The 12,271-nt window shown below is 70.4% G+C and carries 15 protein-coding genes and 1 pseudogene; 7 read left to right on the top strand and 9 right to left on the bottom strand.

Going from position 1 to position 12,271, the window contains the following annotated elements; translation table 11 throughout:
• Positions 1-123: 123 nt before the first annotated feature.
• Complete coding sequence (locus tag FOH10_RS29080) at positions 124-735, bottom strand: TetR/AcrR family transcriptional regulator (RefSeq protein ID WP_143983072.1); 612 nt, start codon at positions 733-735, stop codon at positions 124-126.
• A 99-nt stretch (positions 736-834) separates the two neighbouring features.
• Here FOH10_RS29080 and FOH10_RS29075 point away from each other — a divergent pair, with 99 nt between their 5' ends.
• From FOH10_RS29075 to FOH10_RS29065, 3 genes are all read left to right on the top strand, one after another.
• Positions 835-1,482 (top strand): FMN-dependent NADH-azoreductase, encoded by a 648-nt coding sequence (locus tag FOH10_RS29075; protein WP_143983071.1) that lies wholly within the window; start codon positions 835-837, stop codon positions 1,480-1,482.
• A gap of 1 nt (position 1,483) precedes the next feature.
• Positions 1,484-1,804, top strand: a complete 321-nt coding sequence (locus FOH10_RS29070) for a DMT family transporter (protein WP_143983070.1) — start codon at positions 1,484-1,486, stop codon at positions 1,802-1,804.
• An 89-nt stretch (positions 1,805-1,893) separates the two neighbouring features.
• Complete coding sequence (locus FOH10_RS29065) at positions 1,894-2,337, top strand: OsmC family peroxiredoxin (RefSeq protein ID WP_143983069.1); 444 nt, start codon at positions 1,894-1,896, stop codon at positions 2,335-2,337.
• 81 nt (positions 2,338-2,418) lie between these two features.
• On the opposite strand, the gene FOH10_RS29060 is transcribed toward FOH10_RS29065, so the two are convergent.
• The 3 genes from FOH10_RS29060 to FOH10_RS29050 all read right to left on the bottom strand — a co-directional run bounded on the left by FOH10_RS29060 (position 2,419) and on the right by FOH10_RS29050 (position 3,889).
• Positions 2,419-3,186 (bottom strand): CbtA family protein, encoded by a 768-nt coding sequence (locus tag FOH10_RS29060; RefSeq protein WP_143983068.1) that lies wholly within the window; start codon positions 3,184-3,186, stop codon positions 2,419-2,421.
• Positions 3,177-3,371 carry a CbtB domain-containing protein gene (locus FOH10_RS29055; RefSeq protein WP_029925233.1) on the bottom strand — a complete coding sequence of 65 codons (195 nt, stop codon included), beginning with the start codon at positions 3,369-3,371 and terminating at the stop codon, positions 3,177-3,179. The genes FOH10_RS29060 and FOH10_RS29055 overlap by 10 nt, the downstream gene beginning before the upstream one ends.
• 206 nt (positions 3,372-3,577) lie before the next feature.
• Positions 3,578-3,889 (bottom strand): antibiotic biosynthesis monooxygenase family protein, encoded by a 312-nt coding sequence (locus FOH10_RS29050; RefSeq protein WP_029925234.1) that lies wholly within the window; start codon positions 3,887-3,889, stop codon positions 3,578-3,580.
• A 197-nt stretch (positions 3,890-4,086) separates the two neighbouring features.
• On the opposite strand from FOH10_RS29050, the gene FOH10_RS29045 reads away from it, so the two are divergent.
• From FOH10_RS29045 to FOH10_RS29030, 4 genes are all read left to right on the top strand, one after another.
• Positions 4,087-4,842 carry an alpha/beta fold hydrolase gene (locus FOH10_RS29045; protein WP_143983067.1) on the top strand — a complete coding sequence of 252 codons (756 nt, stop codon included), beginning with the start codon at positions 4,087-4,089 and terminating at the stop codon, positions 4,840-4,842.
• A 7-nt stretch (positions 4,843-4,849) separates the two neighbouring features.
• Positions 4,850-5,047 carry a glycine zipper domain-containing protein gene (locus FOH10_RS29040; protein ID WP_039808975.1) on the top strand — a complete coding sequence of 66 codons (198 nt, stop codon included), beginning with the start codon at positions 4,850-4,852 and terminating at the stop codon, positions 5,045-5,047.
• Positions 5,048-5,152: 105 nt separating this feature from the next.
• On the top strand, positions 5,153-6,322 hold the full coding sequence (locus tag FOH10_RS29035; protein WP_143983066.1) for an acyl-CoA dehydrogenase family protein: 1,170 nt from the start codon (positions 5,153-5,155) through the stop codon (positions 6,320-6,322).
• 59 nt (positions 6,323-6,381) lie between these two features.
• Positions 6,382-7,200 (top strand): enoyl-CoA hydratase/isomerase family protein, encoded by an 819-nt coding sequence (locus FOH10_RS29030; protein WP_039808979.1) that lies wholly within the window; start codon positions 6,382-6,384, stop codon positions 7,198-7,200.
• Positions 7,201-7,219: 19 nt separating this feature from the next.
• On the opposite strand, the gene FOH10_RS29025 is transcribed toward FOH10_RS29030, so the two are convergent.
• From FOH10_RS29025 to ispD, 5 genes and pseudogenes are all read right to left on the bottom strand, one after another.
• Positions 7,220-7,498, bottom strand: a complete 279-nt coding sequence (locus FOH10_RS29025; protein ID WP_029925243.1) for a hypothetical protein — start codon at positions 7,496-7,498, stop codon at positions 7,220-7,222.
• Positions 7,499-7,971: 473 nt separating this feature from the next.
• Positions 7,972-8,943, bottom strand: coding sequence for a 23S rRNA (guanosine(2251)-2'-O)-methyltransferase RlmB (gene rlmB / locus FOH10_RS29020; RefSeq protein WP_143983065.1), 972 nt, complete (start codon positions 8,941-8,943; stop codon positions 7,972-7,974).
• A gap of 566 nt (positions 8,944-9,509) precedes the next feature.
• Positions 9,510-10,910: a cysteine--tRNA ligase gene (gene cysS, locus FOH10_RS29015; RefSeq protein ID WP_143983064.1), complete on the bottom strand. Its 1,401-nt coding sequence runs from the start codon at positions 10,908-10,910 to the stop codon at positions 9,510-9,512.
• A 72-nt stretch (positions 10,911-10,982) separates the two neighbouring features.
• On the bottom strand, positions 10,983-11,450 hold the full coding sequence (gene ispF, locus FOH10_RS29010; protein WP_143984383.1) for a 2-C-methyl-D-erythritol 2,4-cyclodiphosphate synthase: 468 nt from the start codon (positions 11,448-11,450) through the stop codon (positions 10,983-10,985).
• Between the two features lie 161 nt (positions 11,451-11,611).
• A pseudogene (gene ispD / locus FOH10_RS29005) lies at positions 11,612-12,232 on the bottom strand (2-C-methyl-D-erythritol 4-phosphate cytidylyltransferase); the annotation flags it as partial.
• Between the last annotated feature and the right edge of the window lie 39 nt (positions 12,233-12,271).

The following is a 12,271-nucleotide window of genomic DNA, read 5'->3' as shown; positions in this document are numbered from 1 at the left end:
GGCCGGACACGGTCGCCGACGCCATGTCGGCGACCGTGGCGTATCCGGTGGGGGCGACGTGGATGGTTCGGGCGTGGTTACGTGTGGGCGGTCGGAGTCTGGGTTACGCGGCGGCGTGGGCGGTCAGGTCCGTTCGGCGAGGACGGCGTGGGCGAGGTGGGACAGGGCCGCGGTGATCTGCGTACCGGTGAGTCCGTGCGCCCGCTGCTCGAGGTAGACCTCGGCCGCCAGCGGCGCGAGCAGTGGCTCGATGAGCGCATCGGTTTCGGGCACCTGTGCTTCGGCCAGCAGTGCTCGAATATGGGTGCGCCAGAACCGGTACGCGCCGGAGGCGAAGCGGGCGCTGCCGGTCTCGGCTCCCAGCACGAGGTGGGCGTGGCGGTCCAGCAGTTCGACGAAGGCACCGTAGAAGGCCGCGAGCCGATCGGCGGGCGGGGCACCCGGCCCCAGTGGGGGTTCCCCGCGCAGCAGTTGCTCTTGCAGTTCGCGTTCGTGCTCGTCGAGCAGTGCGACGGCGATGGACCCGATGTCCGGGTAGCGGCGGTACAGCGTGCCGCGGCCGACTCCGGCGGCCTTGGCCACTTCGTCCATGGTGACCGTACGTGGGTCGCGGTCGGCGAAGAGGTCGGCGGCCGCGGCCAGGATCTTGGCGCGGTTGCGGGCGGCATCGGCCCGTTCCACCGGCGCGGATGCCGATGTCGCGGTGGCGAGCAGATCACGGGCCGCTGGATTCATGCCGATCACCGTATCCTCCGGAATAAGTGGACACAACGTCCGGTTGTATCCTACTGTCCAAGCAAACGGACATAGTGTCCACTTTGGAGGTAGGAAATCATGCCCGCGCTACTGCACCTCGACGCTTCCGCCCGCCGCACCGCCATCAGCCGCGAACTCGGTGCGGCCTTCGCCGACGCCTGGCGAGCCGAACACCCCGACGGCGACTACCGTTACCGCGACCTCGCGGCCGAGCCGGTGCCGTTCATCGGGGAGGGCTGGACCGAGCTCTGCGACCGCGTACTCGCGCACGGCAACACCGATCTGGACCGGCTCGCGGAGCTGGCCGAGACGCCCGCGCAGCGCGCGGCCTGGGCGATCGTCGAACCGCTGCTCGCCGAGGTGCGCGCCGCCGATGTGGTGCTCATCGGGACGCCCATGTACAACTATTCGATTCCGGCGAGCCTCAAAGCATGGCTCGACCAGATCACCTTCCCGCGAATGTCCTTGGCTCCCAGGCGCTTCGTGGTCGCCACCGCCCGCGGCGGCGCGTACTCGCCGGGTGCGCCCAAGGAGAGGTTCGACTACCAGGAGCGTTATCTGCGTGACTTCTTCGCGGGACACTTCGCCGTCGAAGACGCCGTGTTCATCACCGCCGAACTGGCCAACTCCCGCCAGGACCCGGCGCTGGCGCACCTGCGCGACAAGCACGACGCCTCCTACGCCGCCGCCCTGGAGACCGCCCGCCGACTCGGCAAGGAGTACTGACATGGCCTGGCTGGTACTGGTTGCGGCCGGACTGGTGGAGATCGCCTGGTCGCAGTCCATCAAACCGACGCAGAACTTCACCAGGCCGGTGCCCACCATCATCTGCCTGGCGCTCATGGCGGTCGCGGTCTGGCTGTTGTCCTACGCCATGCGGACGCTGCCGGTCGGCACCTCATACGCGATCTTCACCGGTATCGGCGCGGTGGGCGCGATCGGTCTGGGTGTGCTCATCCAGAAGGACCCGCTCAGCGTGGGCCGGATGCTCGCGCTCGCGCTCATCATCGGCGGCATCGTGCTGGCCAGGGTGACGAATCCGGGGTGAACGCAACGATCGTCGGCTACCGCGACTCACGAATCGGCACAGCGGTATAGGTTCGAACCCGTAAGCCTTCGAATCCTGAAAGGACAGTGATGCCTACACGTACCGCGCGTACCGCCTGGACCGGCGGTCTGCAGGACGGCTCGGGCCAGGTCGAGCTGAGCAGCTCCGGCGTCGGCAAGTACGACGTGTCGTTCCCGAAGCGCTCGGCCGACAGCGCCGACGGCACCACCAGCCCGGAGGAGCTGATCGCCGCCGCGCACTCGTCCTGCTACGCCATGGCGCTCTCCGCCGAGATCGGCCGGGCCGGCGGCACCCCGCAGGCCCTGGACGTCACCGCCGATGTGACGCTGGGCCCGGACCCGGCGGGCGGTTTCCGGATCGCCAATATCAAGCTGACGGTCGTCGGCCGGGCCGAGGGCATCGACGCCGACGGTTTCCTCGCCGCCGCCGAGGCGGCCAAGGCCGGTTGCCCGGTGAGCAAGGCGCTCGCCGGTGTGGACACCATCGAACTGGCCGCCTCGTTCGACTCCTGAACGGCCCGTACGCGCCGAGGGGCGGTGTCTTCGGACACCGCCCCTCGGCCGTACCTCCGGCGGTCCGCGCCGGTCCTCGAATTACCGGGCGGGCTCGGCGATCTCGCGAACCTGTGCGCGGCTCGCGAATTCGGTCAGGGCCGCGAACGCCAGCCCGAGCGCCACCCACAGCGTGGTGGTCACGGACAGCGACGCCACCCGGAACTCCCACAGCAGCGACGCCGGGAAATCGTCGGCCACCTCGTTCACACCGGGCAGCGCGATATAGCCGACGGCCACAATGGCCACGAAGGCCGCCGTCGCGCCGATGAGCCGCACCGTTTCGAGCCGACCCCGCAGCAGCTCGAACACGTACACGGCGACACCGACGGCCGCGAACCCCAGCAGCACCACCGCGACCCACAGCCAGGTGCGGTCGTTGATGGTCTCCGGATCGCCCACGGCGGGTGGGTTGGCGGGATATTTGAAGAACGGCACCGCGACGAGCGCGAGCCAGCCACCGGCGGCCAGCCCGAGCGCCAGTCGCGGACCCGATGCATTCGTATGCCGCCGCGCCACATTGGCGACGGCCGCGTAGATCGCGCCCAGCGCCATCCCGGTCAGGCCGAGCGCGAGGAACTGTCCGAACTGCTGGCCGGTGCGGCTGACGAGCGCTTCCTCCTCGTCGCCGTGTGTATGGCCGCCCCCGTCGCCGTGCGGCTGCGCCGACTGGGCTTCCTCGATGGCGATGGCCGCCTCCACCTTGGGTTCCCCGATGAGGAAACCGACGGTGCCCGCCAGCAGACCCGCGATGAGTCCGGCCAGTAGGCCCCGTAGGAGGAGGGTTTTCAGGGAACCGCTCAGTGGCATGGGACGCCCAGCAGGTGTCGGCCGTCGTGCATGAGCTCGTGCATGAACATCCCGGTGCGGGAGATCGCGCCCTGATCGAAGCCGACCAGGTACAGCGTGAGCAGTGCGAGAAGGACGACACCTGCCGTGACGAGCCACGCGTTGAGCGCGTCACCGGCCCGGCCGGGGGAGTGGACGATGGCCATTCGAGCCTCCTTCGGGGATTCCGCGTCCCCGTCGAGATGGGTGCGACGGTGCCGGTGTCTGGCTCTCCGGCACCCGCCTCGAAGGCTCGGTGCGAGGATTACAGTGGCGCGACCGCCCCGGAATCACACCGGGTTACGCGTCACCATCGCATTGTTCACCCAGAACTGTCGCATCCTCGCCGACCGACCGTCAACAGCGGGTGTGATCAGGCGTTCTTGCCCGCCACATCGAGCACCACCTCGAACTCCAGCAGCGAGGCCCCGGTGGCGACCGGCTTGCGTGCCTCGCCCGCATGCGCCTCGCGCGCCGGGCCGTCCCGCCACGCCGCGAACGACTCCTCCGAATCCCACTGTGTGACAACGAAGTACCGGTTCTCCCCGGCGGTCGGCCGCAGCAGCTGGAATCCCAGGAAACCCGGTGAGTTCTCCACCGCGTGCGCCCGCGCGGCGAACCGCTTCTCCAGCTCCGGGCCCGCGCCCTCAGGGATCTCGATTGCATTGATCTTCACGACTGCCATACCGCGAGAGTAGGCCCGTCCCCTTCTCCGTGTCTTCAGCGCACGGCTGAGAGCCGTCGACCGTTTCACGCGCGCGCCCGCGACCTGTGCCGCATCCGTGTCGGGCGTGCCCGACGAGTTGCCCGCGTCGCGCGAAACAGGCTGTCGGGTCCGGCGCTTGTTCACCCCCCCGTGATCCGGCACGTATGGTCGCGGTGATGTTGTACGACGAAGGCGGCACGGGGGCACCGATCCTGCTGCTGCACGGTTTGATGGGCAGCGCCCGCACCTGGCGGGGTCAGCTGGACTGGCTGCGCGAGTTCGGGCACGTGTACACCTTCGATGCCGCCGGGCACGGCCGTCCGGCACCGGCGGAGCTCACCACCGAGGCGTTCGTGGCCGATCTGGCCGCCGCCACCGCCCCGGTTTCCGAGCCCATGGTGGTCATCGGGCATTCGATGGGCGCGCTGCACGGCTGGGTTTTCGCCGCCACCCATCCCGAGCGGGTACGTGCGCTCGTGGTGGAGGACATCGCCCCCGATTTCCGCGGGCGCACCGCCGCGAACTGGGCCGCCATGATCGCCGCCTGGCCGCAGCCGTTCCCGGACGACGCCGCCATGCTCGACCACTTCGGGCCGGTCGCCGGTCGCTACTTCATGAACTCCTTCACGCGCGGCCCCGACGGCTACCGCCTGCACGGCGCGGTCGACACCTTCCGTGACATCTCCGAGGAGTGGGGCGGTCGCGATTTCTGGTCCGAGTGGCGCTCGATCACGGTCCCGGCTTTGCTCATCGAGGGCGAGCACACCATCACGCCGCCGGGCCAGATGCGGGAGATGGCCGCGGTCCACCCGAACGCCCGCCACATCGTCGTCCCCGACGCCGGTCACCTGGTGCACGACGATCAGCCCGCCGCCTACCGCGCCGAGGTCGAGCGTTTCCTCCGCGCCGTTCTGGACCCGTCCGAATCATGATCACGTCATGGACAATCGGGACATGAGCGAGAACGGTGACGGCGCGAATCGCCCGCAGGGCACCCGGACGGCATTCGGACTGTCTCTCGGCCTGTGCCTGGGCGCGGCCTTCGGTCTGCTGACCGGCAATCTCGCCTTGGGGATCGGTGTCGGCATGGCGCTCGGTGTGGCGGCGGGTGCGCTGTACGAGCACCGCGCCCGGTAGCCACCGCGCTCACCGATCGAGCGTTCTGCGGGCGGGTGCCTTCAGTCTGGCCGAGGGGTCGTCGTATGCTCGGCTCACGCATCCCAGAGTGAATGGTGACCAACGATGATCGACTTCGCGATTCCTGCCGAGCTCGCCGCCGAACGCGATCGGGTACGGCAGTTCGTCATCGACAAGATCGTGCCCTTCGAACGCGATCCACGGCTGACCGCGCACGGACCGACCGACGAGCTGCGCCAGGAGCTGGTGGAGCTGGCTCGGGCCGAGCGACTGCTCACCATTCAGGCCCCGGTCGAACTGGGCGGGCGCGGGCTCTCGCACATCGAGCAGGCGGTGCTCTACGAGGCGGCCGGTTGGTCGACGCTCGGCCCGGTCGCCATGAACTGCGCCGCCCCCGACGAGGGCAATATGTTCCTGCTCTCCAAGGTCGCCGACCCCGAGCAGACCAAGCGCTACCTGCAGCCGGTCATCGACGGCCACCAGCGCTCCGTCTTCGCCATGACCGAACCGGGCGGCGCGGGCTCGGACCCGAACCAGCTGGCCACCGAGGCCACCTTCGACGGCGAGAACTTCACCGTCAACGGCACCAAGTGGCTGATCACCGGCGCGGACGGCGCGAAGACCTGGATCATCATGGCGCGCCTGGCCGCCAACCCCTACCTGCCCGAGGGGCCGACCCTGTTCCTCACCGAGGGCGACACCCCGGGCATCGTCATCGAGCGGGTCATGAACACCATGGACCGCAACTACGTCGGCGGCCACGCGGTGGTGCGCTTCGACAATCTGACGCTGCCCAAGGACGCCGTGCTCGGTGAGACCGGTCAGGCCCTACGCTACGCCCAGCTGCGCCTGGCCCCCGCCCGGCTCACCCACTGCATGCGCTGGCTCGGCGCGGCCGAGCGCGCCCAGGCCATCGCCGTCGACTACGCCAAGACCCGCACCGCCTTCGGCAAGCCCATCGGCGAGCACCAGGGCGTGTCGTTCATGCTGGCGGACAACGAGATCGCGCTGCACCAGTGCCGCCTCACCATCTGGCACGCCTGCTGGCTCATGGACCAGGGCGAGAAGGCCCGCCACGAGAGCTCCATCGCCAAGTCCTACGTCTCCGAGGAACTGTTCAAGGTCACCGACCGCTGCGTCCAGGTGCTCGGCGGCATCGGCATCAGCGACGAGACCGTGGTGGAGATGATCTTCCGCGACATGCGCGCCTTCCGCCTCTACGACGGCCCCACCGAGGTGCACAAGTACGCGATCGGCCGCAAGATCCTGCGATGAGGGCGAAAGCCTCGTTCGGAGCCCAGCGAAGGCAAATGCCCACCACGTAGGATCCCTGCATGAGTTCGGATCTGCATGTCGATGTATCGGGCGGGGTCGCAGTCCTGACGCTCAACCGGCCCGCCCAGCAGAATGCGCTCACCCCCGCCATGGCCGCGGAACTGGGTGCGGCGCTGCGGCGCTGCGATACCGAGGACGCCATCGGCGCGGTGGTCATCACGGGTACGCCGCCCGCGTTCTGCGCGGGCGCGGACCTGTCGGCCAAGGTCGGTGAGGTCAGCGGCAGTATCGATCCCGCGCCGTTCCGGATCCGCAAACCGGTGATCGCCGCGGTGAACGGCCACGCCGTGGGCATCGGCCTGGAGATCGCCCTGCAATGCGATCTGCGCTACGTCGCCCGCGACGCCGTGTACGGCCTGAACCAGGTGCGTCGCGGCGCGGTCGCCGACGGCTACGCGCACTGGACGCTGCCGCGCCTGATCGGTATGGCCCATGCCGCCGACATCCTGCTCACCGGCCGCACCTTCGACGGCGAGGAGGCCGCCGCCATCGGCCTGGCCAACAACAGCCTGCCCGGTGGCGAGGTGCTGCCCACCGCGCTGGCCGTCGCCCACGACATCGCGAACGGATCGGCGCCGCTGCCGACCGCGCTGTCCAAGCGCCTGCTGTGGGAGGGGCTGGGCATGACCCCGGAGACGGTGGGCCGCCTGGAGACGGATCTGAACGGTTTCGTCGCTCGGTCCGCCGACGGCGGCGAGGGCATCGCCGCGCTGCGCGACCGCCGCCAGCCCAAGTGGTCCGGTTCGGTGAGCGGCGAATGGCCGTCCTGGGATACCGGTGACCAGCTCACCGACCGCGATCAGCCCCGGCTGGACTGACGGACCGGGCGGTGTCGCGTCAGTCGCCGCCGCCGATGAGCATCATCAGGAACAGGAACGCCACGAAGACCATGAGAATGGTCCCGATGATCCCCAGCACGTAGCCGACGAGTACCTGCACGCGCCCGCCGAACGCGCCCCCGGACGCCTCGATGTCGTTGAGCGCCCGCCGTCCCAGCGCCCACGCCACCGGACCCAGTGCGCCGCAGCAGAACACGCTCAGCGTCCCGAGCAGCAACACCGTCGTCGCATGTGGATGCTCGACCGGCTGTCCGATGGGCTGGTTCTGGATGACCACCGGCTGATTTTACGTTCGCCGACCCCGGAACCGCTGACTTACGCGCCGTCTCGGGCGCGCCGCCCCCGCCGCCGACCGCGCGACCGGTATCGAGGTCCGGTGATCGGCAGGCGCGGATACCGCCCCGACCAGCGAGATCAGCCGCGGTCCCACCGTCGCTCCGCCGTACCGGTCGGCACGCGAACCATACGGTCACACAGCGGCTTTCCGTGCCCCGGCGACCGATAGCACTGTGCCCGAACCAGATTCGGCAGACGACCCTACCGTGCTCGCGGGCAGGGGCGGCTGCGGATATCGGGCGCACACACTTCGGGACTGTCGCCGACGCGGGGTTGTCGTCGACGCGGGGCTGCCGCCGATGCGGGTTGTCGCCGACGCGAGGTTGTCGCCGATGCGGGTTGTCGCCGACGTGGGGTTGTCGCCGATGCAGGGCTGCCGCCGCTGGACTGCCCCGGCCGGTCGCGGAACGGGGATCAGCCGCGGCGCTGGCGGGCGATATCGGAGAGGACGACGCCCGCGGCAACCGAGGCGTTGAGCGACTCGACCGGCCCCGCCATGGGAATGCTCAGGATGGCATCGCAGTTCTCGCGCACCAGCCGCGACAGCCCCTTGCCCTCGGAGCCGACCACCACGACCGTCGGTGCGGTGCCGTCGAATTCGTCGAGGGTGGTGTCGCCGCCCGCGTCCAGGCCGACGATCTGGTAGCCCTGCGCGGCCCAATCCTTCAAGGTGCGAGTGAGATTGGTGGCGCGGGCGACGGGCAGGCGAGCGGCCGCACCGGCACTGGTGCGCCAGGCCACGGCCGTGACGCTGGCGCTGCGCCGCTGCGGGATCACCACGCCCTGGCCGCCGAACGCGGCCACCGAGCGGATCACCGCGCCCAGATTGCGCGGGTCGGAGATATTGTCCAGGGCCACCAGCAGCGCGGGCTCCCCGGAATCGCGGACCCGGTCCACCAGATCGTCCGGGTGGGCATAGCGGTACGGCGGCACCTGCAGGGCCAGGCCCTGGTGCATGCCGTTGCTGCTCATCCGGTCCAGGTCGGTGCGCGGCACCTCCAGGATGGAGATGCCGGTGTCGGCGGCGATCTGCACCGCCTCGGTGAGCCGGTCGTCGTTCTCGGTGCCCTGCGCCACGTACAGGGCGCTGGCCGGAACACCGGCCCGCAGGCACTCCACCACCGGGTTGCGGCCCAGCACCAGTTCGGGACCGTCGTCACCCTTGCCGCCGCGCGCCGGGCCCCGGCCGCGCGGCTGCTGGGACTGCGCCGCCTTGGCCGCGGCCGCCGCCCGCTTGGCCGCGGGGTGCTTGGTCCGCATATGCGCGGGCGGGGTCGCGCCGCGCCCCTCCAGCGCCCGCCGCCGCTTGCCGCCGGATCCGACCACCGCGCCCTTCTTGGAGCCCGACTTGCGGACCGCGCCGCGCCGCTGTGAATTGCCTGCCATCACTTCGCCTTCCGTGTCATGCGGTGCTCCCGCGCCCGATCGTCCGTGCCGACCGCACCGGCGCGGTCCCGCTGTGCCCGGCTGCCGTGTGCAAGCCCGTACCGGGTCCTCGTCCTCGTTGTCGCCCCCCATCATCCCGCTACCGGGCTCCGTGCGGTTACCCGGCACCCGCAGCGCGGTTACCCGGCACCCGCCGTGGGGCCGTTCCGGTACCCGCCGCGGGGCTGTTCCGGTACCCGCCGCGGGGCTGTTCCGGTACCCGCCGCAGGGCCGTTCCGGCACCTGCGCTGGGGCCGGTCCGGCATCCGAGGTGACGCGGTTCCGGCACCCGAGGCGGGGCCGCCGTTCCGGCATCCGTCGCGGGCCGCTCCGCCCCGTGGTGGATGCCGCCCAGGCAACCGCCGCAGTGCTGCCCCGGGAATCCGCCGAGCCGACCGTCACCGCGTCTCCGCATCCAGCTGGTCGTGCCGTCCGTCTCGTCTTACCGCGTGCCAGTGGCGGTCGGCTCGGCGCACGGCACGGCCGCACCTACCGGGCCGGCACGCGGTCGGCTGTCGGTCCCTCGCTCACCGTTCCTTCTCGGCGAGCGACCATTCCGGCCCGTCGGGCGTGTCGGTGACCTGCACCCCCGCTGCTTCGAGCCGGTCGCGCACCGCGTCCGCGGTGGCCCAGTCCTTGGCGGCCCTCGCCTCCTGGCGTCGGCGCAGCTCCGCACCGATCAGCACGTCGAGCGCGGCGATGGCGGCGGTGTCGTCGGCGGGCGCGGCCCAGTGCGGGTCGAGCGGATCCACACCGAGGATGCCGAGCATGGCGCGCAGCTGGCTCGCGATCTCGCGGGCCGCACCGAGATCTCCGGAGTCGAGCGTCTTGTTGCCGTCGTGCACCAGCCGGTGGATCTCCGCGAGGGCCTTGGGCACCGCCAGATCATCGTTCAGCGCGTCGGCGAATCCGGGGGTCCAGGTGCCGACCGGCACCTCCCCGGCCCGCTCGGTCACCCGCTGGATGAGCGATTCGATGCGCCGGTACCCGGCGGCGGCCTCGGCGAGCGCCTGATCGGAGTACTCCAGCACCGACCGATACTGCGCACTGCCGAGGTAGTAGCGCAGCTCCACGGCCCGCACGCCCACCCGTTCGAGCACCTTGGCCACGGTCAGCGTATTGCCCAGTGACTTGGACATCTTCTCGCCGCCCATGGTCACCCAGTGGTTGTGCAACCAGTAGCGGGCGAAACCGTCCCCGGCCGCCCGTGACTGGGCGATCTCGTTCTCGTGGTGCGGGAAAACGAGATCCATTCCACCGCAATGGATGTCGAATTCACCCCCGAGGTAGTACTCGGCCATGGCGGAGCATTCCAGATGCCAGCCCGGCCGCCCCGGCCCCCACGGCGACGGCCAGCTCGGCTCGCCCGGCTTGGCGGCCTTCCACAGCGTGAAGTCACGCGGGTCCCGCTTGCCGGTCCCGGCGCTCTCGCCCTGGTGCACATCGTCGAGCTTGTGCCCGGACAGCCGCCCGTACTCGGGGAAGCTCAGCACGTCGAAGTAGACATTGCCCTCGGAGGCGTACGCGTGCCCGCGCGCGATGAGCCGCTGCATGAGCTCGACCATCTGGGTGATGTGCCCGGTGGCCCGCGGTTCCGCCGACGGCGGCAGCACATTGAGCGCGGCATAGGCGCTGTCGAAGGCCCGCTCGTAGGTGGCGGCCCACTCCCACCACGGCCGCCCGGCCTCGGCGGCCTTGGTCAGGATCTTGTCGTCGATATCGGTGACATTGCGGATGAAGGCCACATCGAAGTCATTGGCGGTGAGCCAGCGCCGCAGCACGTCGAAGGCGACATTGCTGCGCAGGTGGCCGATGTGGGGTTCACCCTGCACGGTCGCGCCACACAGGTACACCGAGGCATGGCCGGGGACCAACGGCGTGAAGTCACGCAGGGTCCGCGTCTCGGTGTCGAACAGGCGCAGAGTCACGACAAGGCATCCTAGCTTGTGAATGGTTGCGGATTACGGGCGGAGGAGCCGAGAATCCCAGGGCCGAGAGCGTCAGGGACGACAACAGAGCATGGCGGTGGCGACCGCGGCGATTCCCTCACCGCGTCCGGTCAGTCCCAGACCGTCGGTGGTGGTCCCGGACACCGAGACCGGCGCGCCGAGCAGATCGCCGAGCACCTGTTGCGCTTCCGTGCGGCGCGGCCCGATCTTGGGCCGGTTGCCGATGACCTGTACGGCCGCGTTGACGATGCCGTAGCCCGCCTCGTCGAGCAGCCGCCGCACCTCCTTCAGCATGGCCGCGCCGGTGACGCCCTCCCATTCGGGGCGTCCGACGCCGAAGACCGCGCCCACATCGCCGAGCCCGGCGGCCGACAGCAGGGCGTCGCACAGCGCGTGCGCGGCCACATCGCCGTCGGAGTGTCCGGCGCAGCCGCTGTCACCGTCGAAGAGCAGTCCGGCGATCCAGCAGGGGCGGCCGGGTTCGATGGGGTGCACGTCGGAGCCGATGCCCACGCGCATGGCGGTCGGATCGATCATCGCGGCACCGTCGCGGAGGATGATTCCGACCGATCGCCCGGTGTGTCGGGCGCGCCGCGCGCAACGTCAAGGGGGCTGGCAGAGATGTCAAGGGGGCTTCTGTGGCCAAGGCCATCCTGGCGTGTCGCGCCCTGCCGAGCCGCGAGGGTATCGGCGAGCGTGAGATCCAGGGGAGTGGTGATCTTGAAAGCCAGCGGGTCGCCCGGCACCGTATGCACGGTCGCGCCCAGCAATTCCACCAGTCCGGCGTCATCGGTCGCCCGGGTGTCGCCCGCGTACGCGTCGCGCAGCAGGGCCGCGTCGAAGCCCTGCGGCGTCTGAATCGCGCGCAGCGCGGAACGGTCCGGCGTTCCGGTCACCTCTCCGGCCGCGTCCACCGACTTGATCGTGTCGGACACCGGCAGCGCGGGCACCACGGCCCGCCGCCCCGCTCGCAGTTCGGCCACCACGCGGGCGATCAGCGACGGCGGCGTGAGGGCACGGGCCGCGTCGTGGACGAGCACATGGGTGGCGTCCGGCGCGGCCGCGAGACCGGCCCGGACGGAATCGGTGCGTTCGGCCCCACCGACCACGACGCTCACCGCCACCGCGCCCGAGGCGGGCAGCAGTCGGCGAGCGTCATCGACCAGCTCGGCGGGGACCATCACCACGACGTGGTCCACCACCGCGGAGGCGATGAGACCGTCTACGGCGAGTCGGAGCATGGGACTGCCGCCGACCGGAACGAAAGCCTTGGGGAGTGATTCCCCAAGGCGAACGCCCATGCCGGCGGCAGGCACCAACGCCACGACACGAAGGCCGTC

This window comes from Nocardia otitidiscaviarum (genome assembly GCF_007362295.1).
Lineage (GTDB): Bacteria > Actinomycetota > Actinomycetes > Mycobacteriales > Mycobacteriaceae > Nocardia > Nocardia otitidiscaviarum.
Note: the sequence above shows the minus strand (reverse complement) of the source record. Positions and strands in the feature narration are given on the sequence as shown.